Consider the following 18,111-nt stretch of genomic DNA (forward strand, 5'->3'; position numbering starts at 1 on the left):
ATGCTCTCCTTCGCGCTCAAGCGCTTCGGCTCGGCCCTGTTCGTGATGTTCGCCATCAGCGTCCTGGTCTTCCTGATCTTCTTCGCCACCCCGGGCGTGGATCCCGCGGCCCGGATCGCGGGACGCAACGCCGACCCGGCCACACTCGCCCAGGTACGGCACTCCTTCGGCCTCGACCGGCCGATGCCGATCCGCTATCTGCTGATGATGCGGCACCTGCTCGTCGACCGGGACCTGGAGTCGTTCGTCAACCGCGGCTCCCGCGTCATCCCGCAGATAGTGCAGGCCACTCCCGTCACCCTGTCCCTCGTGATCGGCGCGGCGCTGATCTGGATGACGGCCGGCATCCTCATGGGCACCGCCGCGGCGACCTTTCGCGGCAAGGCCGCCGATCCGCTGATCATGCTGGTCGGCGTGGTCGGCGTCTCGCTGCCGGCCTACTGGCTCGGCGAGGTCGTCAACCTCATCACCCAGAAGCAGTTGCACGACTCGGTCTTCTCCTGGGTGCCGCCACCCGGATACGTCGGCCTGAGCCAGGACCCGGGCCAGTGGGCGCTGCACCTGCTCTTCCCCTGGCTGACCCTGGCCCTGCTGTACGCCGGGATCTACGCCCGGCTGCTGCGCGGCGAGGTCGTCACCGCGCTGAACGAGGACTACGTCCGCACCGCCCGGTCCAAGGGTCTGTCCGAGCGCCGGATCCTCGTCCGCCACGCCCTGCGCTGCTCGCTGATCCCGATCGTGTCGCTGTTCGGCCTGGACTTCGGCGCGCTCGTGGGCGGCGCCGCACTGCTCACCGAGGTGGTCTTCGGCCTGCCCGGCATCGGCAAGCTCACCTTCGACGCCCTCCAGAACCTCGATCTGCCCGTGATCATGGGGACCGTCCTGTACGCGGCGTTCTTCGTGGTCCTCGCCAACGCACTGGTGGACATCCTGTACGCGCGACTCGACCCGAGGGCACGCCATGCCTGAACCACTGTTGGACGTACGTGACCTGCGGGTGTCGTTCCGCACCCGCCGAGGCCCGGTCACCGCCGTCGACGGCCTGTCCCTCTCGGTGGCACCCGGCGAAGTCCTGGGCGTGGTGGGCGAGTCGGGCTCGGGCAAGAGTGTGTCGATGCTGGCCGTGCTGCGCCTGCTGACCAACCCGAACGTGACCGTGTCGGGCCAGGTCCTCTTCCGCGGCCGCGACCTGCTGAGCCTCCCCGACAAACAGATGCGCGCGATCCGGGGCCGGGAGATCGCCATGGTCTTCCAGGACCCGATGACCGCGCTGACCCCCGTGTACACCGTGGGCTGGCAGATCGCCGAGCAGATACGGGCGCACGAGCGGGTGTCCCGCAAGGAGGCACACGCCCGCGCGGTCCGGCTGCTCTCCGACGTCGGCATCCCCGACGCCGCCTCGCGGGTGAACGCCTACCCGCACGAGTTCTCCGGCGGCATGCGCCAGCGCGCGGTGATCGCGATGGCCCTCTCCTGCAGCCCCGCGCTGCTGATCGCCGACGAGCCGACCACGGCGCTCGACGTGACCGTGCAGGCGCAGATCCTCGACCTGATGCGCGAGCTCAACGCGGACGGCTCGGCGATGGTGCTCATCACGCACGACATGGGCGTGATCTCCCAGATCGCCGACCGGGTCCTCGTCATGTACGGCGGCCGGGCGGCCGAGGACGGCCCGCGCCGGGCGGTGTTCCACGGCCCGCGGCACCCGTACACCTGGGGTCTGCTCGACTCGGTGCCCCGCGTCGGCGGCCCCCGGCTGCGGCGGCTGCCCACCATCGCGGGCCTGCCCGTCTCACCCGGCAGCCTGCCGGAGGGGTGCGCGTTCGCGCCGCGCTGCCGGCTGCGTCACGACCGGTGCGTGGAACGCCCGGCGCTGGCCGCGGGCAACGGCGACGCCGCACACCGGGATGCCTGCTGGCTGCCGCCCGACGACCGCGCGTCACTGCGGCTGACGACACGGGCCGCGGCGAGCGACGTACAGAACATGGACTCGGAGGCGGCGTCGTGACGGCACAGGACATCGTGGCAGTGGACGCGGGCGCGCCTCCCGGCGGCGAGGTGCTGCTGCGCGCCACGGACGTCACCAAGCACTACCCCCTGCGTACGGAGGCGCTGTCCCGGCGCCGCCGGGTGCTGCGCGCCGTGGACGGAGTTTCGCTCGAGGTCCGCACCGGCGAAACCGTCGGCATCGTCGGCGAGTCCGGCTGCGGCAAGTCCACCCTCGGCCGCTGTCTGGTCCGGCTCACCGAACTCACGGGCGGCCGGGTCGAGTTCGACGGGCAGGACATCACCACGCTGTCCGCGCGCCGGCTGCGGCCCGTACGGCCGGGTATGCAGCTGGTCTTCCAGGACCCGCAGGCCTCCCTCAACCCCCGCCGCCGCGCCGGGGACATCGTGGCCGAACCGCTGCTCGTGCACCGCTACGGGGACGCGGCCGCGGTCCGCCGCCGGGTCGCCGAGCTCTTCGACGTCGTAGGACTGGCCGCGGGGCATCTGGACCGCTATCCGCACGAGTTCTCCGGCGGCCAGCGTCAACGCATCGGAATCGCAAGGGCGTTGGCCACCGAGCCGAGGCTGATCGTCGCCGACGAACCGGTGTCCGCCCTCGACGTGTCGATCCAGGCCCAGGTACTGAACCTCTTCGCCGACCTGCAGGAGGAGTTCGCGCTCACCTACGTGTTCATCGCCCACGACCTCGGCGTCGTGCGTCATGTGTCGGACCGGATCGCCGTCATGTACCTGGGCGAGATCGTCGAACTCGCCACGACGGAGGCACTGTACGAGGCCCCCGCCCACCCGTACACGCAGGCACTGCTGTCCGCGGTCCCGGACATCGACGACGGCACCCAGGCGGCGGACGCACCGGGCCGGGAACGCATCGTCCTGACCGGCGAGGTACCCAACCCGGTGGACAAGCCGACGGGCTGCCCCTTCCGCACCCGCTGCCCCTACGCCCGCGAGCTCTGCGCCCTGGAACGTCCCCGGCTCACCCTCACGGCCTCCGGCCGGCACGCCGCCTGTCACTACCCGCTGACCGGCTGACCCCGCCCGTTCCATCGAACGGTTGAATCCGAAGGCAGCGGATGGACGACGCGGCACGGCGCAGCTCGCGGGCAGACTTGCCGCGCCGTCGCATACGGAACGTGGCGGTGGACCAAGCAGGAGGGGACCCCCCACATGTCCAGCAACTTCAGCAGGCGTCGGCTGCTCGCCACCGGGGCCGGTGTCGCGCTCGGCGGTGCCGCCACGGTCGCCGCACAGAGCCCGGCGGGCGCTTCCCCGGTCACCGCCTCGTCCGGGGTGCGCGAGGAGACGCGCTCTCTGGACGAGCTCTACCAGGCCGCGCTGGCCGAGGGCGGCAAGCTCGTCCTCTACCAAGGCGGGGACGTCGACAGCCAGGCGGCCGGGGTGCGGACCGCGTTCGGCAGCCGCTTCCCCGACATCGATCTGACGGTCGTCGTGGACTACAGCAAGTACCACGACGTCCGCGTCGACAACCAGCTCGCGACCGGCACCCTGGTCCCCGACGTCCTACAGCTGCAGACGCTCCAGGACTTCACCCGCTGGAAGCGGGAGGGCCGGCTGCTGCCCTACAAGCCCGCCGGATTCTCCAAGGTCCACAAGGGGTTCAAGGACCCGGACGGCGCCTGGACGGCGCTGGCCGTCATCGCCTTCAGCTTCATGTACGACATCCAGGCGGCCGGTGCGGCCGCACCGAAGACTCCGCTGGATCTGGTCGACCCGCGCTGGAAGGACGCCATCGCCTCCTCCTACCCGCACGACGACGACGCGGTGCTCTACCTCTTCTCCCTCTACCAGCAGACGTACGGCTGGGACTGGGTCGCGAAGTTCGCCGCGCAGCAGCCGCAGTTCGCCCGCGGCTCGCACACCCCGGGCGTCGCGGTCAACGGCGAGCAGAAGACCATCGGGGTCGGCACCTCGGGCAGCGCTGTCTCCGCGTCGGCCTCCGTCAAGTGGGTGGCGCCGGTGGGGCACCCGTTCATGGCGTGGGGACAGCGGGCCGCGATCCTGAAGCAGGCCGCGCACCCCACGGCCGGAAAGCTGTACCTGAACTGGGTGTTGTCCGAGGAGCGGCAGAAGGCCGCCTTCAACGGCTGGTCGGTGCGCACCGACGTCACCCCGAACGCCGCTCTGAAGCCGGTGTGGGAGAACCCGGACGCCCACGTGGACGGCTTCCCGCGGTTCATGGAGGACCGGGCCGCGATCGAGCGGTGGAAGCAGACCTTCGCCCTGTACTTCGGCGAGGTCAAGGGCGACCCGTCGCCGGGCTGGCTGGGCCTGCACCCGGGGCGGTGACGGAGCCCGAGCAGGGCCGCGCAGCCGGCGTTCACGGCAGGTCGGCTCCGGGGCGTTTACAGCGGCCACACAGGCTACGGCGTACACTTCTGGCGCTCTTGTCGCATCCGTCGGCCCGCCCCAGGGAGCCGCAGCCGTGCCTGCCACCGCCCTCGCCGTACGCCGACCGCCCGTGTCGGCCCGGCACCTCCCGCACCTGGTGTTCCTGGTGGCCGCCGCCGGCACCCTGGTACGGCTCGTCGCGCTGAACAACCAACTGTGCTGGTCCATCGCACCGCCCACGGCCGCGCTGGCCCTGCTGTACGCCGCCGGGCTGGCGCGGTGGGACCGGCTGGGCCGCACGACCCGACCGCTCTGGCTCGGCCTGCTCCTGCTGCTGTGGTCCTGGGTGGCCTGGATCCTCCCGGCGCCGCTCACCTTCGGATACGCGTGGCTGGCCGTGCCGTTGGCGGTCCTGGCACTGCGGATGCCCACCCGCGCGGAGCGGGCGGCGGCGCTCGCCGTCATCACGGCGCTGCTGGTGGCGGCCCTGACGCGGTTCGGCGGCCTCGACCCCGATGTGCTGGCACCGCCAGTCGCCGCCGTCTGGGCCACCGTGCTCCTCTACCGCACCCAGCAGCGACTCACCCTCGAACTGGCCTCCACCCGGGGCCGGTTGGCGCGACAGCAGCGAGAGGCCGGGAGGCTCGCCGAGCGATCCCGCATCGCGCGCGACCTGCACGACACGCTCGCCCAGGAACTCGCGGGCAGCCGCATGCTGCTCCAGGCCGCGGAACGGGACTGGGACCGCCGGCCGGACGCCGCCCGGCGGCAGTTGCGGACGGTCACCGACGCCCTCGGCGAGCACCTCGCGCAGACCCGCGGCATCATCGACGACCTCACCCCGCCCCTTCTCGCCCGGGACGGCCTGGAGGCGGCGCTGCGGGATCTGTGCGCCCGTGCCGACGCCACTGCCGGGACGCCCCGGATCTCCTTCCGCACCGAGCGGGAGCCGTGCCTCCTGTCCACGGACCGGGCCGTCGCCCTGCTGCGCGTCGCGCAGGGCCTCCTGGCGAACGCCCGCGAACACGCGCGCGCCTCGCACGTACACCTCACCCTGACCTACGGCGACGAGGCCGCGGCGGCCGTCGAGGTCCGGGACGACGGAGCGGGGTTCGACCCGGCCGCCGCGAGGACGAGACGCGCCGACCGCGGATTCGGGCTGGCCGCCGCGCGCGACCGCCTGCGCGCGTTCGGCGGCACGCTCACCGTCGACAGCGCGCCCGGACAGGGCACCCGCGTCCGGGCCGTACTGCCGGCCGAGGACCGCGTCCCCGCCGGTGCCCGATGAGCGAGTCGGCCGGTCCACCACTGCGGATCCTGATCGTCGACGACCACACCGTCGTACGAGCGGGGCTGCGCGCCCTCCTCGAAGGCGAACCGGACTTCCACGTCGTCGGCGAGACCGGCGACGGAACCGACGCGGTACGCCTGGTGCGCGGGTTCCGGCCCGACGTGGTGCTGATGGACCTCAGGCTGTCGGACACGGGCGCGGAGGGCGGCCGCGTCGACGGCATCGAGACGACCCGCCGGATCCTGGCGACCTCCACCGACGCGCGGGTCGTCGTCCTCACCAGCTACGGCAGTCAGGCCGATGTCCTGCGGGCCGTGGAGGCCGGCGCACGCGGCTACGTCCTCAAGGCGGGCCCGCCCGAGGAGCTGTTCCGGGCGGTGCGCGCCGCGGCGGCCGGAGGCATGGGCCTGGCGCCGGAGGCGGCGGCCAGCTTCGTCGGGCACACGGCCGGGCCCGGGCCGGTGCTCAGCGAGCGGGAGATCGAGGTCGTACGGCTCCTTGCGCGGGGGCACAGCAACCGGGCCATCGCCGGCGCCCTGTTCCTGGCCGAGGCGACGGTCAAGACCCACCTCGTGCGGATCTACCGCAAGCTCGGCACCGAGAACCGTGCCGCCACCGTCGGCGAGGCCGTCCGGCTCGGACTGATCGAACTCACCTGAAGCGGTGGGGAGTCTGGCGGCAACCGGTCTGGGTGCCGACCCTCCGCGGCCCTCGTCTCACGGACTCCTCCGGTCGAAGCGGAACGGTGCGAGCGACTCCGGGCGGCGGCCGGTGCGGACGTACTCGGCGAGCTTGTGGCCGGTGACGGGGCCCAGCGTGACGCCGAGCATGCCGTGGCCGGTGGCCGCGAAGGCGTTGCCGTAATCCGGTACGCGGTCGATTACCGGAAGCCCGTCGGGGAGGAAGGGCCGTCCGCCGACCCAGGGGTCGCGGATCAGCCCGATCAGGTCGTCCGGGTCGTCGAACCAGCGGCCCAGATAGTGCCGGCTGGCCAGGGCGACGGCGACGACGCGCCGCCAGTCGAGGCGGTTGTTGTTGCCGCTGAGCTCCATCGTGCCGCCGATCCGGGTGGTGGAGCCGATCGGTGAGGCGACCGCCCTGCGCTCGCCGAAGTACAGCGTGTGCCGCGGTGCCGGGTCCAGGTCCACCGAGAAGCTGTACCCCTTGCCCGCCTGGAGCGGCAGCGGATGTCCCAGCGAACTCAGCAGGTGGGACGAGCGCATGCCGGCCGTGATGACGACGCCCGCGCACGGAATCTCGCCCTGCGCGGTGCGCAGCGCGACGACGCGCTCCCCGAGGGTGCGGAACCCGGTGGCCTCGACGTTCTCATGGACCTTCACCCCGGATGCGACGAGCGCCTCGCCCAGCCCCCGGGCGAACGCCTCCGGGTCGACCACGCCCTCCCCCTCGACGAGGTACGCCGCGCGCACCTTGGACGACAGGGCGTCGTCCAGCAGCCGGGCGCCGTCCCCGGTGACCACGTCGTCGGGGATCGGGTAGCGGCCGTCGGCCATCTCCCGCTGCACGGCGAGGTGGTGGCGGGCCTCGGCCGGGGACAGGAAGGCGTGGACCATGCCGGGACGGGTCAGGGTCGTGTCGACGCCGGCCTCGCGCAGGCCGTCGAAGAGGTCGAAGGTGGTGCGGTTCAGCTCGGCGACCGCCGTGTACCCGCGCCGGAAGGCGGCCGGTGTGCTGCTGCGCCAGAACCGCCACAGCCACCGTACGAACGCCGGATCGGGCAGGGGCCGTACATACAGGGGCGAGTCCGGCCGTCCCAGCGAGCGGAGCGCGTACCGTACGACGCCCGGTGCCGGGACCGGCGTCGAATGGCTGAGGCAGACCCAGCCCGCGTTGCCCCGGGACGCCCCGGAGCCCAGGGCGCTTCGCTCGACGATCTCCACCTCCAGGCCTGCCTCGGCCAGGTAGTAGGCGGTGCACAGTCCCACCACACCGCCCCCGACCACCACCACGGGTCCGGTCATGACGCCGACCCGTAGGCGGCGAGGAACTCCCGGGTTCGAGTCCGGCCGGGGTTGTCGAGGACGTCCTGCGGGGGTCCCTCCTCGACGATCCGGCCGCCGTCGACGAAGACGACGTGGTCGGCCACCTCGCGTGCGAAGGGCAGTTCGTGGGTGACCAGCAGCATTGTCATGCCGTCCGCGGCCAGCTCCCGCATGACGGCCAGGACCTCCCGGGTGGCCTCCGGGTCGAGGGAGGAGGTCGGCTCGTCGAAGAGCAGCACCTGAGGCCTGAGTGCGAGTGCCCGCGCGATGGCGACGCGCTGCTGTTCCCCACCGGAGAGCTGGTCGGGCCGGGCGAGGCCGCGGTGGGCCACGCCGACCCGGCGCAGCAGCGCGACGGCCCGCTCCAGCGCCTCCGGCTCGGGGACGCCCGCCTTGCGCTGTGCCAGGACGACGTTCTCGACCGCCGTGAGGTGCGGGAAGAGGTTGAACCGCTGGAAGACCATGCCGACGGTGCGGCGCAGCCGTGGCAGGTCCCGGCAGACCGTCCGGCCGCCGTCGTGGACCACTTCGCCGGCCACCTCGACGGTGCCCCGGTCCGGCCGTTCCAGCAGGTTGACGCAGCGCATCAGGGTCGTCTTGCCGCCGCCGCTCTGTCCGATGACGCTGACGATGCGGCCGCGGTCGACCTCCAGGTTCACCTGGTCGAGCACCAGACGGCCGTCGAAGGACTTGCTGAGCCCCTCGATCCGTACGACCGCGTCGGTGCGGGCCTGTGGGTCGGCTTGCGCTGTGGTGACGGGTTCGGTCATACCGCCGTCTCCTTCTGCTTGGGCTCGGCTGCGAGGACGGCGCCGAGGTCGCCTGCGAGCAGCGCCCGGGCCGCGCGTACCCGTCGGCGCCGCCACGGGGAGAGGGGAACGCCCGCCCGTACCTTCCGTTCCAGCAGCAGAAGCAGCTGGGAGAGGGGGTAGCACAGGGCGAAGTAGACGGCGGAGACGACCAGGTAGACCTCCAGCGCCCGGAAGGTGGCCGACGTGATGAGCCGCCCCTCGGACATCAGCTCGGCGGCGGAGACCGTGACGAGCAGGGAGGTGGACTTCAACAGGTCGACCAGCATGGTGTTGGTCCCGGGCAGTGCCTGCCGGACGGCCTGCGGCAGCACGACATGGACGAAGATGCCGGCCCTGCCCAGCCCCAGCGCCTCGCCTGCCTCGGTCTGTCCGGCGTGCACTCCGCTGATCGCGGAGCGGAAGATCTCGGACAGGTAGGCGGCGTAGAAGACGACGAGGCTCAGGCAGCCGGCCGTGAACACGTCCAGCCGGAGTCCGGCCGAGGCCAGACCGAAGTAGGTCAGGAAGATGATGGCCAGCAGCGGGACGTTCTTGAACACCTCGGTGTAGACGGCGGCGACGGCCCGCGCGGCCCAGGTCCGGCTCAGCCGGAGCAGCGCCACGGCCAGGCCGAGAAGCACCGCGCCGACGAAGCTCACCAGCGTGTAGGAGACGGTGCGCCCCAGCGCGTCGAGCAGATCGGGCCGGTAGTCGGACCAGGGGACTTGGAAGAGACCGGACATGTCATCCCCTCACTGGCCGGACTGTCCGGCGGACGGCGGCGTCCAGTCGGTCGGCCGGTCCACACCGCGGCGCGCGGTGGCGACGTCGGCGGACGGCTTCAGGAACTGCTCGGGGTCGCCGCCGTACTTCGCGACGAGCTTGGCCATCTCGCCGTTCTCGTACATGGCGTCGATCTGCGCCGAGACCGCCTTCTCCAACTTGCCGGCCTGCTTGGGCAGGTAGAAGCCGGTCTGGTACGGCTGGAAGTACGCGTAGGCGGGCTTGGCCTTGACCTCGGCGGCGGTCGGCGGTGTCAGGTACTCCGTGCTGATCTTCAGTTCCGGGCGCTGCTTCTGCGCGGCGATGATGATCAGCGGGTCGAGGAAGCCGACGTCGACGCGGCCCGCGCCGAGGTCGTCGAACACCCCGGTGGCGTCCGGGTAGGCGTGCAGCTCGGCGCCGGGCACGGACCGGATGGACTTGACCCAGACGTAGCCCTCGACCGTGCCGAGGCTGAGGCCCTTTAGGTCGTCGACCGTCTTGTAGGTCTTGCCGCTGCGGACGGCCATCGCCGAGGGCGAGTAGTAGGGCGGGTCGGTGAACAGGCCCTGCTTCTGCCGTTCGGCGGACCAGGCGACGCCGCCGATGGTGATGTCCACCCGGCGGGACTGCACTCCGGCGAGCATGCCGGCGAAGTCGGTGACCTGGGGCTTGATCTGGAGGCCGAGTTTCTTGGCCACGTAGGTGAGGATGTCGCCGTCCAGTCCGACGATCTTGCCACCCTGGACACTGGTGTAGGGCGCGTACGGCTGGACGGCCACCTTGATGACGCCGGGTGTGAGCGTCCCCAGGGAGGCGGTCTTCGCGGACACGTTCTTCGGGGCCTCGTCGCCGTCGGAGCCACAGGCGGCGACGGAGGAGAACAGTAGGAGGGCGGTCACAGTGGATACGAGAGAACGCACACGAGTCATCGGCTCGGGCCTTCCGTAGGTGCGCTGAAAGGAGCCCGCCGTTCACTGCGCTGTGCCCCCGGCGGGGATGTGATTGGGGCCATACGCTAGGGATCAACGAGCCGCGAGTCACCGTTCACTTCGTACGTAGTTGTGGCCGAAATCGATCGGTTCCCTGTACGGTGCGTCCAACCCGACCCGCCCTCGACGGGAGGAACGCCCGTGCTGAGCCCGTCGCTCGCGCAGGAGATCGCCGGGGACACCTCCGCCGTCATCGGCTTCAACGTGCTGATCACCGATGCCGAGGGCATGGTCATCGGCAGCGGCGACAGCAGCCGGGTCGGCAGCTTCCACGAGGCGTCCGTCGAGGTCATCCGCACCAAGGAACCCGCCACGCACAGCGCCTCGCAGGCCCAGCGACTGCGCGGGGTGCGTCCCGGGGTCACGCTGCCGCTGGTCACCGGCGGGCGGGCGGTGGGCACCGTCGGGATCACCGGCACGCCCGCCCAGGTACGCCGTTTCGGCCTGCTGGTGAAGCGTCAGACGGAGATCCTGCTGAGGGAGTCGGTGATGCTGCGCTCCCGCCTGCTCGCCGAGCGGGCCGCCGAGACGCTGCTCGCCGACATCGCCGCGTACGATCCCCAGGTCGTCGAGGGCGACTTCCTCGTGTTCCGGGCCGCCGAACTCGGCTTCGACCTACGGCTGCGACGGGTCGCCGTGGCCCTCGAGGTGACCGTTCCGGACACGGCCGCGCGGCACCGGGGCGCCCCCACGCAGGACATGGCCCTGATCCGTTCGGAACTGCTGCGCACCGTCCGCGAGGTCTTCGCCGACCCTCAGGACATCGTGGCCGGCACGGCTCCCGGCTGGATCGGCGTCCTGCAGCGGTTTCCGGCCCGGGGTTCGATGGCGTCGCTGGTCGCCGACTGCCGACGGGTCGCCGACGTGATCGCCGCGCAGGACGGACTCGCGGCCCGGGTGGGGATCGGCGAGCCGGCCACCTCCGTCGGCGGTCTGCACGACTCCTACCAGGACGCGTGTGACGCTCTTCGCCTGGGCGCCCGGTCGGCGGACGACTCTGCCGTCCATCTCATATCCGATCTGCGGGTCCACCAAGTCCTGGCGGCAGTGGGCCACTCGGCCCGCAATCGTCTGCTCGACCTCACGGCCGCGGAGCTGCGCGCCCAGCCGGACTGGCCGGCGCTCCGCGACACGGTCACCGCGTGGTGCGAGAGCGGGTTCAACCTCGTACGGGCGTCCGCGGCCCTGCACATCCACCGCAACACCGTCGTCTACCGGATGAACAAGATCGAGCAGATCACCGGCCGCCCGATGCGCGACCACCGGGCGACCATGGCCCTCTACCTCGCCTGTCTGGCGGATCGACTGGGCGGCGGTTGACGGTCGGTGGGCGGCGGTTGACGGCCACGTTCGTCGGCGCGATCGCCGAGGGGCGGGCCGGTGGCCGGGCCCGCCCCTCCTCCTCGGTACGCGCGAACGCCCCTGTCAGGCGGGGGCTTCGCTGGCCGAGGGTCTCACCTCCTCGGCCTCGTGGTGCCTCTCGGGCTCGGGCGTCGTGGCCGGTGCGGCGAACATCAGCCGTAGTCCGAGGGTGGCCGCGAGCGGGCCCAGGGCGCACATCGCGGCGGCGCTGACGAACGCGGCGCCGAGATCCCCCGCGTCATAACCGAATCCGCCGAAGTACGTGGCGAAGGTCGACGCGAAGCCGAAGAACATCGCCGGGATGAGAGCGAACGGCTTCAGCCGGCCGGTCGCCAGCAGGGTCCCGTTGACGAAGAAGATCACCACCCCCAGGGCCAGGGTCTGGGCGAACTCCCCGGTGCCGAACATCGTGCCCGTCTCCCGGTTGAGGAGTACGGCCACCACCGCGAACCCCGCCCCTGTCGTGGTCGCGGTGATCATGGAGATGGCGTTGGCGATGCTGGGGCCACCCTGCATGAACGTCCCGGCCCAGGTGATGAAGATCGCCCAGGTCGGCATGTGGAGCGGGCTCAGGAGCAGCAAGACGGTGGCGAAGGCGATGATCGAGGCGCTGATCTCGTGCGGCAGTGTGATGCGTCCGGAGCGTCCGGTGTGTCTGGCGCCCATGGCTACGCCAACCCGCCCGGCTTGGCCAGCAGTTCCTTGATACCGGTGTCGATGAACTCGGTGTCCTTGGGACTGCTGCCGCCGCCGGCGAAGTGGCCCCAGATGCCGGGGATCACACGGAGTTCGGCGCCCGGTATGTGGCTGACTGCCCAGGCCTCGTCCTCCGGCGGGAAGTAGAGGTCCTTCTCGGCGGGCATGTCGAGCGTGGTCGCCTTGATGGACCCGAGCGCCGCCTCCGTGTCCCCGTTGAAGCCCGGGGTGAGCCCGACGTCGCCGTTCTGCCAGGTCCAGAGCATGGTGAGCAGGTTGTTCGGGTCGCGGCCGTCCAGGAAGAAACCCTCCCAGAAGCCGACCAGGAAGTCCTCCAGGGACGTGTAGCCGAGCTTCTCGTACTCCTTCTCCCAGTAGAAGGCCTGCGAGAAGCCCCATCCCGCGTACACCCGGGCGAGTGCGCGCAGTCCGGTGGTCGGCCACTTCTCCGCGTCGTACCAGCCGCCGTTGAAGACCGCGTCGGCGGTCAGCGCGGCCTTGACTCCCTCCAGGAAGACCTTGTTGTGGGCACTGGTGCGCGGGGAGCCGCAGAAGGGGGCGATCCGCTCGACCATCTCCGGGTGGCTGACGGCCCACTGGAAGGTCTGCCCGGCGCCCATCGACCAGCCGGTCACCAACTGGATGCGCTCGATGCCGAACTCCTCGGTGACCAGCTTGTACTGGGCCTCGATCTGGTCGTACACCGTGATGTCGGGGAAGCGGGCGCGGTCGTACGGCGGCGGGGTGTTGCTCGGCGACGTGGACAGGCCGTTGCCGAGCATGTTCGGGACGATGATGAAGTACTCGGCCGGGTCGAGAGCCATGCCGGGCCCGATGAGCCACTCGTTGTCCCAGTGCCGGCCGGAGTACCAGGTGGGATACACGATCACGTTGGACTTGTCCGCGTTGAGCTCGCCGTACGTGGTGTAGGCGAGGTGCGCGCCGCGCAGGGTGGCGCCGCTCTGGGTGGTGAAGTCGCCCAGTTGGAAGGTGAGATGGTCACTGCTCATGGGGCTGCCTTTCGAGACGTTCAGGAGGTGACGGCGCACTGGCCGCGGTCGGCTTTTCTCGGGCCCTCGGCCGTCGGCCGGATGTCGAAGTCGAAGATCGCCGTGGGGAGGTAGAGGGTGCTGCACGCGTTGGGGATGTCCACGACGCCGCTGAGCCGGCCCTCGATCGGGGCCGAGCCGAGCAGGAGGTAGGCCTGCTCGCCGCTGTAGCCGAAGGTCGTGAGGTAGTCGACGGCGTTGAGGCAGGCGTTTTTGTACGCCATCGTCGCGTCGAGGTAGTGGTTGGTGTCGGTCTCGTGGTCGACGGAGATGCCGACGAACGAGATGAACTCGGTGTACTGCGGCGCGACGTTGCCCGGCATGAAGATCGGGTTGGTCGTGACGCCGTACTTCTCCATGCCGCCCTTGATCAGGTCGACGTGCAGGTCGATGAAGCCGCCCATCTCGATGGCGCCGCAGAAGGTGATCTCGCCGTCGCCCTGGCTGAAGTGCAGGTCGCCGCCGGAGAGCAGGGCGCCGGGCACGAGGACGGGGTAGAAGACCCGGGAGCCGCGGGTGAAGTTCTTGATGTCGTGGTTGCCGCCGTTCTCCCGGGCCGGGACCGTGCGGGCGCCTTCGGCGGCGATGAGGGAGGCGGTCTCGCCGGTCGCCGTGCCGGCCAGCGCGTTGTCGGCGAGCGGGGGCAGGGCGAGCGCCGGTACGCGGTGCGGGTCGGTGTCGATGAGGGCCTGCTCGCGGGCGTTCCAGCGGGCCAGCAGTGCGGCGGAGGGCGCGGTGCCGAAGAGGCCGGGGTGGGTAATGCCGGTGTAGCGGACGCCGGGGATGTGGCGGGAAGTGGCCTGTTGGCCGTGGAAGTCCCATACGGCCTTGTAGGAGTCGGGGAAGCGGTCGGTGAGGAAGCCGCCGCCGTTGTTCTTGGCGAAGACTCCGGTGTAGCCCCAGCCCTGTCCGGAGCCCTCACCCTCCGACTGCGGTACGGGGCCCAGGTCGAGGATGTCGACGACGAGCAGGTCGCCGGGCTCGGCGCCCTCCACGGCGATCGGGCCGCTGAGCATGTGGGCGTGGGTGAGGTCGACGTCCCGGACGTCGTTGGCCGAGTCGTTGTTGCCGATCTGGTTGTCGGTCCAGTCCCGGCACTCGATGCGGAAGTTCGTGCCCGGCTTCACAGTGACGGCGGGCGGAATGTCGGGGTGCCAGCGGTTGTGGCCGGGGACCTTCTGGTCGCGCATGGACATGGCCTGGTCGACGCTGAAGACGACTTCGGGCATGGGGGCTGCCTTTCAGGGTCAGGGCTTGGGCAACAGGGCTTGCCGTGGGTCGGCGGCGAGCGCCGGCCGGTGGCGGGCCGACGGCACCTCGGTGACGACTCGCGGTTCGTGGGCGCTGGCCTCCTGGGCGCGCAGGGCGCGGGCCAAGGGGGCGGGCGTGCGGGCCAGCAGCGGTGCGCTGAAGACCCGGCGGGCCTGGCCACCGCACGTGTCGCAGGGCTCCTCGGCGAGGGCTCGGCCCATCGGACGGATCACGTCGAAGGTGCCGCAGCCGGTGCAGCGGTACTGATAGGTCGCCATGGACAACCAACCTCCAAAAGCTTCGAGAAAAAAGTATTTCCTGCCGAAGCAATTGGGCAAGAGTTGGCCGTGTTACGTGCACGTAAAAAAGAGCGCCGTTACGGCAACTGCTGGAGCACGTCCCACTGCAGCCCGTCGGCCGCGGCGAGGAACACCCGCTGGTGCAGATGGCGGTCCCGTATCTGGACCGTGCCGCGCGGGGTCTCGTACTCGAGTCCTTCGGCGGCCGCCTGGATGCGGGGCACGTCCACGGCTCCGGCGCGGCGCAGTAGCTCGGTGAGCATGCGCACCCCCTCGTAACACGACTCGCCGAGGCTGTTGAGCACCGGCGCCCGGGGCCCGAACCGACGTCCGTACGCGGCGGCGAAGTCGAGCCCGGACGCGGTCGGCAGGTCCTCGAAGTAGCCGGCCGAGGTCATCAGGCCCCGGGTGTTCTCCGGCCCGGTCGCCAGCAGGACGTTCTCCTCGATCAGCGAGCTGAACCGGATGTGGTCGCGGTCGAGCCCGGCCGCGGTGAACGCGCGGTTGAAGAGCACGGCGTCGTCGCCGATCAGCAGCATGAGCACGGCCTCGCAGTCACTGGCCGCGACCCGGTTGAGGACCGGCCCGAAGTCCTCGGTGCCGAGCGGCACGTACATCTCGTCGCATACCTCGCCGCCGAGCTCCCGCAGATAGCGGTGGGCCGCACGGGCGGAGGCGCGGGGCCAGACATAGTCGTCGCCGACGATCGTCCAGCGCCGGATGCCGAGTTCGCCGGCGAACCACTGCAGCGCGGGCCGCAGTTGCCGGTTCGGGGTCTCGCCGGTGAGGAACACGCCCGGGGACCGCTCTCCGCCTTCGTAGAGCGCGGTGTAGACGTACGGCACCCGGCCGTCGATCCGCGGGGCGACGACCTCACGGACGGCGGAGATGTGCCAGCCGGCCACCGCGTCGACGACGCCGCCGGAGATCAGCGCGTCGATCTCGGTCGCCACCTGCTCGGGCGGCGCCCCGCCGTCGACGAGCACCAGCCGCAGCTCCCTGCCCAGCACGCCCGACTCGGCGTTGACCTCCTCGGCCGCGAGCAGGGCGCAGCACTCGCAGGACGGGCCGAAGATCCCGGCCGGGCCCTGGAGAGGAACCACCAGGGCGACATCCAGCGCGTCCCGGGTCCGGCCTGCCGGAGCGCCGAGCCGGACAGACGCCTTCTCGATCATAGGCGCTCACACTAGCGATTGGTTGCTACGAGAATATTTCGCGGCGATAAGGAAATGACTGTATCGTGGAACCACTTCGAACCGCTTCCCCACGACCTCGACGACATTTGGCAGGGCGATGACCACGACGACCCCGGCGGCCGTATCCGATCTCGACCTGGCACGAGCCCTCACACTCGTGGAGCGGAGCGTCGTCCAACGGATCGGTGAGGCGCTGAAGGAGGAGGGGGCGACGCTCGAGGAGTGGCGGGTGTTGTCGTTCCTCGGCGACGGTGCGGGCCACCCGATGACCGAGATCGCCGAGTCCGCCCTGCTCACGGCGCCGACCCTGACCAAGGTCGTCGACCGCATGGTGTCCCTGAACCTCGTCCTGCGCCGGGTGGACGACACGGACCGGCGGCGCGTCCTGGCGTTCGTCTCCGAACGGGGCAGCGAGGCGCTGACGCGCTGGACGGCAGCGGTCGAGCGCGAGCAGGAGAACATCGTGACCGCCCTCGGCACGGAGGAGACAGCCCTGTTGCGGACGCTCCTCCAGCGCGCTTCGAGGCGCCTGGGCTGACCGATCGACCGGGCGGCCGAAGCCCTGGCCCTGCCCCTGGCCCTTTGCCCTTTGCCTGGCCCTGCGCTCAGCCCCCGCTCTCCGGATCCCAGCACCCGCCGCGCCGCATGCGGCCGCTGACCTGCCGCCAGTCTTCGGCTGAGGCTGGGGCTGGGGCTGGGGCTGGGGCTGAGGCTGGGGCCGAAGCCGACCACTGTGGGTCGAGACTCCGCGCGGTGGCGGCTCCGAAGGCGTCGACCAGGTCCGCCTGCTCCAGGAGGACGCGGTTCGGGGCATTCGGGGCCAGGCGTCGCGCCACGGCGGCCAGTACCGCGACGGACGCGGCGACGAGCAGGGGGTGCCCGACCAGCGACGTCTGGACGCCTTCGAAGGGGTCCGAGGAGGTCAGGCCCACGCGTTCGAGCATCCAGGACACCGAGAACAGCAGGCCGAGGAGGGCCACCGCGACACGGAAGGCGGGGTACACGGCCGTACGGGCGAGGACGAGCAGCGACGGCATCATCAGCGCGACGACCAGCAACTGGGTCAGCTCGATGCCCAGGTTGAAGCCCAGCAGCGTGGTCACCAGGGCCCCCCGGTCCAGCCCCAGCTCGCCGATGAGCGACGCGAACGCCAGCCCGTGAACGAGCCCGAAGCCACTGGCGATGAGGACCTCGCCGCGGGCCACCAAGGGGCGTAGCGCATGGAGTGCGGACACCGCGATCGAGAAGGCGATCAGCGTCTCGACCGGCCGTGACGGTACGTGGATCACACCGGCCGCCGCCAGCGCCAGGGTGAGCGAGTGGCCCAGGGCGAACGCGGAGACGACGTGCACGACGCGGACGATGCTGCGCCGCGCCGATCCACCGCCCGTCCGCCACCGGCCGCCCACCGCCGCCAGCGGGGCCGGGATGAGCAGCATCAGGAGGAACAGCAGGTGGTCGGCGCCCTCGCCGACGTGCTCGATGCCCAGGCCGGCGGTGCCGGCGAAACCGCGCAGCCACGAACCCTCGCCGGCGGGCACCTTCAGGCTCTTGGTGTTCCAGGCGACGACCCCGAGGGTCTCGGCATCGTCCGTCTTGAGGATGCCTCGGTCGAAGTCGTACCGGACGGTGACGATGACCCGGTGGGTGAGGAGCTCCTCGACGATGACGTCGTAGCGCAGCTCGAAGTCGGTGACCCGGCCGTCGGGCGGGCGGATCTCGAGCGGGTAGACGAGGTGCGTGACCCCGTCGATCGTGCGGACCGACGGCGTGCCGAGCGTGACCGTCCAGGACGTGCCGTCGTCGGCGGCGGCGATGTGCGCGGCGGTGTAGCGCTTGAGGAACGCCCGGTCGACGCCGAGGACGCTCGCCGGGGTGAGGTCGCGGTGGACGGCGATGGCCAGGCGGTCGACGGGCAGTTGCACCTCCCCCTCGACCCGGTCGTCCCGGACGTCGAGGAGAACGGCGGAGGTGCTCATGGGGTGGGCGCCGGCCGACGACGCGAGGCCGCCGACCAGCAGGAACACCGCGATGAGAAGTGCGGGAAGAAGACGGCGCAC

18 protein-coding genes are annotated in these 18,111 nt (G+C 71.1%); 8 read left to right on the top strand and 10 right to left on the bottom strand.

What is annotated here, in order from left to right; translation table 11 throughout:
• The 6 genes from ACFYO2_RS06360 to ACFYO2_RS06385 all read left to right on the top strand — a co-directional run bounded on the left by ACFYO2_RS06360 (position 1) and on the right by ACFYO2_RS06385 (position 6,309).
• Positions 1 to 969, top strand: coding sequence for an ABC transporter permease (locus ACFYO2_RS06360; protein ID WP_388346064.1), 969 nt, complete (start codon positions 1 to 3; stop codon positions 967 to 969).
• Positions 962 to 2,008, top strand: a complete 1,047-nt coding sequence (locus tag ACFYO2_RS06365) for an ABC transporter ATP-binding protein (protein WP_388344827.1) — start codon at positions 962 to 964, stop codon at positions 2,006 to 2,008. The genes ACFYO2_RS06360 and ACFYO2_RS06365 overlap by 8 nt, the downstream gene beginning before the upstream one ends.
• A complete protein-coding gene (locus ACFYO2_RS06370) occupies positions 2,005 to 3,042 on the top strand; it encodes an ABC transporter ATP-binding protein (protein ID WP_388344829.1) in 1,038 nt (345 codons plus the stop codon). Before ACFYO2_RS06365 ends, ACFYO2_RS06370 begins: the two co-directional genes overlap by 4 nt.
• A gap of 135 nt (positions 3,043 to 3,177) precedes the next feature.
• Positions 3,178 to 4,317, top strand: a complete 1,140-nt coding sequence (locus tag ACFYO2_RS06375; RefSeq protein ID WP_388344832.1) for an ABC transporter substrate-binding protein — start codon at positions 3,178 to 3,180, stop codon at positions 4,315 to 4,317.
• A 136-nt stretch (positions 4,318 to 4,453) separates the two neighbouring features.
• A complete protein-coding gene (locus tag ACFYO2_RS06380) occupies positions 4,454 to 5,647 on the top strand; it encodes a sensor histidine kinase (RefSeq protein WP_388344834.1) in 1,194 nt (397 codons plus the stop codon).
• Positions 5,644 to 6,309, top strand: a complete 666-nt coding sequence (locus ACFYO2_RS06385) for a response regulator transcription factor (RefSeq protein WP_388344836.1) — start codon at positions 5,644 to 5,646, stop codon at positions 6,307 to 6,309. The genes ACFYO2_RS06380 and ACFYO2_RS06385 overlap by 4 nt, the downstream gene beginning before the upstream one ends.
• A gap of 57 nt (positions 6,310 to 6,366) precedes the next feature.
• Here ACFYO2_RS06385 and ACFYO2_RS06390 read toward each other — a convergent pair whose 3' ends face one another.
• Genes ACFYO2_RS06390 through ACFYO2_RS06405 form a run of 4 tightly spaced genes read right to left on the bottom strand, consistent with a single transcriptional unit; the run spans position 6,367 to position 10,108 of the window.
• Positions 6,367 to 7,632, bottom strand: a complete 1,266-nt coding sequence (locus ACFYO2_RS06390) for an NAD(P)/FAD-dependent oxidoreductase (protein WP_388344839.1) — start codon at positions 7,630 to 7,632, stop codon at positions 6,367 to 6,369.
• Entirely contained in the window at positions 7,629 to 8,423 is a 795-nt protein-coding gene (locus tag ACFYO2_RS06395) for an amino acid ABC transporter ATP-binding protein (RefSeq protein WP_388344841.1), read from the bottom strand. Before ACFYO2_RS06395 ends, ACFYO2_RS06390 begins: the two co-directional genes overlap by 4 nt.
• Entirely contained in the window at positions 8,420 to 9,187 is a 768-nt protein-coding gene (locus ACFYO2_RS06400; protein WP_388344842.1) for an amino acid ABC transporter permease, read from the bottom strand. The genes ACFYO2_RS06395 and ACFYO2_RS06400 overlap by 4 nt, the downstream gene beginning before the upstream one ends.
• A gap of 9 nt (positions 9,188 to 9,196) precedes the next feature.
• Positions 9,197 to 10,108 carry a substrate-binding periplasmic protein gene (locus ACFYO2_RS06405; protein ID WP_388344845.1) on the bottom strand — a complete coding sequence of 304 codons (912 nt, stop codon included), beginning with the start codon at positions 10,106 to 10,108 and terminating at the stop codon, positions 9,197 to 9,199.
• A 231-nt stretch (positions 10,109 to 10,339) separates the two neighbouring features.
• On the opposite strand from ACFYO2_RS06405, the gene ACFYO2_RS06410 reads away from it, so the two are divergent.
• Positions 10,340 to 11,518 carry a CdaR family transcriptional regulator gene (locus ACFYO2_RS06410; RefSeq protein ID WP_388344847.1) on the top strand — a complete coding sequence of 393 codons (1,179 nt, stop codon included), beginning with the start codon at positions 10,340 to 10,342 and terminating at the stop codon, positions 11,516 to 11,518.
• A gap of 105 nt (positions 11,519 to 11,623) precedes the next feature.
• On the opposite strand, the gene ACFYO2_RS06415 is transcribed toward ACFYO2_RS06410, so the two are convergent.
• From ACFYO2_RS06415 to ACFYO2_RS06435, 5 genes are all read right to left on the bottom strand, one after another.
• Complete coding sequence (locus tag ACFYO2_RS06415) at positions 11,624 to 12,226, bottom strand: DUF1097 domain-containing protein (protein WP_388344849.1); 603 nt, start codon at positions 12,224 to 12,226, stop codon at positions 11,624 to 11,626.
• 2 nt (positions 12,227 to 12,228) lie between these two features.
• Entirely contained in the window at positions 12,229 to 13,266 is a 1,038-nt protein-coding gene (locus ACFYO2_RS06420) for an alpha/beta fold hydrolase (RefSeq protein ID WP_388344852.1), read from the bottom strand.
• A gap of 20 nt (positions 13,267 to 13,286) precedes the next feature.
• Positions 13,287 to 14,534: a formamidase gene (gene fmdA / locus ACFYO2_RS06425; protein WP_388344855.1), complete on the bottom strand. Its 1,248-nt coding sequence runs from the start codon at positions 14,532 to 14,534 to the stop codon at positions 13,287 to 13,289.
• An 18-nt stretch (positions 14,535 to 14,552) separates the two neighbouring features.
• Positions 14,553 to 14,834 (bottom strand): FmdB family zinc ribbon protein, encoded by a 282-nt coding sequence (locus tag ACFYO2_RS06430; RefSeq protein ID WP_388344858.1) that lies wholly within the window; start codon positions 14,832 to 14,834, stop codon positions 14,553 to 14,555.
• 98 nt (positions 14,835 to 14,932) lie between these two features.
• On the bottom strand, positions 14,933 to 16,030 hold the full coding sequence (locus tag ACFYO2_RS06435) for a substrate-binding domain-containing protein (protein WP_388344859.1): 1,098 nt from the start codon (positions 16,028 to 16,030) through the stop codon (positions 14,933 to 14,935).
• 118 nt (positions 16,031 to 16,148) lie between these two features.
• Between ACFYO2_RS06435 and ACFYO2_RS06440 the strand changes: the two genes are divergently transcribed.
• Positions 16,149 to 16,589, top strand: a complete 441-nt coding sequence (locus ACFYO2_RS06440) for a MarR family winged helix-turn-helix transcriptional regulator (RefSeq protein ID WP_388344862.1) — start codon at positions 16,149 to 16,151, stop codon at positions 16,587 to 16,589.
• A gap of 67 nt (positions 16,590 to 16,656) precedes the next feature.
• Here ACFYO2_RS06440 and ACFYO2_RS06445 read toward each other — a convergent pair whose 3' ends face one another.
• Positions 16,657 to 18,111: a HupE/UreJ family protein gene (locus ACFYO2_RS06445; protein WP_388344864.1), complete on the bottom strand. Its 1,455-nt coding sequence runs from the start codon at positions 18,109 to 18,111 to the stop codon at positions 16,657 to 16,659.

Source organism: Streptomyces sp. NPDC006602 (genome assembly GCF_042870385.1).
Taxonomy (GTDB): Bacteria; Actinomycetota; Actinomycetes; order Streptomycetales; family Streptomycetaceae; genus Streptomyces.

Coding starts and splice junctions, on each gene's coding strand:
- ACFYO2_RS06360 (WP_388346064.1), top strand. CDS start 1: ATGCTCTCCTTCGCGCTCAAGCGCTTCGGCTCGGCCCTGTTCGTGATG.
- ACFYO2_RS06365 (WP_388344827.1), top strand. CDS start 962: ATGCCTGAACCACTGTTGGACGTACGTGACCTGCGGGTGTCGTTCCGC.
- ACFYO2_RS06375 (WP_388344832.1), top strand. CDS start 3,178: ATGTCCAGCAACTTCAGCAGGCGTCGGCTGCTCGCCACCGGGGCCGGT.
- ACFYO2_RS06385 (WP_388344836.1), top strand. CDS start 5,644: ATGAGCGAGTCGGCCGGTCCACCACTGCGGATCCTGATCGTCGACGAC.
- ACFYO2_RS06390 (WP_388344839.1), bottom strand. CDS start 7,632: ATGACCGGACCCGTGGTGGTGGTCGGGGGCGGTGTGGTGGGACTGTGC.
- ACFYO2_RS06395 (WP_388344841.1), bottom strand. CDS start 8,423: ATGACCGAACCCGTCACCACAGCGCAAGCCGACCCACAGGCCCGCACC.
- ACFYO2_RS06400 (WP_388344842.1), bottom strand. CDS start 9,187: ATGTCCGGTCTCTTCCAAGTCCCCTGGTCCGACTACCGGCCCGATCTG.
- ACFYO2_RS06415 (WP_388344849.1), bottom strand. CDS start 12,226: ATGGGCGCCAGACACACCGGACGCTCCGGACGCATCACACTGCCGCAC.
- ACFYO2_RS06420 (WP_388344852.1), bottom strand. CDS start 13,266: ATGAGCAGTGACCATCTCACCTTCCAACTGGGCGACTTCACCACCCAG.
- fmdA (WP_388344855.1), bottom strand. CDS start 14,534: ATGCCCGAAGTCGTCTTCAGCGTCGACCAGGCCATGTCCATGCGCGAC.
- ACFYO2_RS06430 (WP_388344858.1), bottom strand. CDS start 14,834: ATGGCGACCTATCAGTACCGCTGCACCGGCTGCGGCACCTTCGACGTG.
- ACFYO2_RS06435 (WP_388344859.1), bottom strand. CDS start 16,030: ATGATCGAGAAGGCGTCTGTCCGGCTCGGCGCTCCGGCAGGCCGGACC.
- ACFYO2_RS06440 (WP_388344862.1), top strand. CDS start 16,149: ATGACCACGACGACCCCGGCGGCCGTATCCGATCTCGACCTGGCACGA.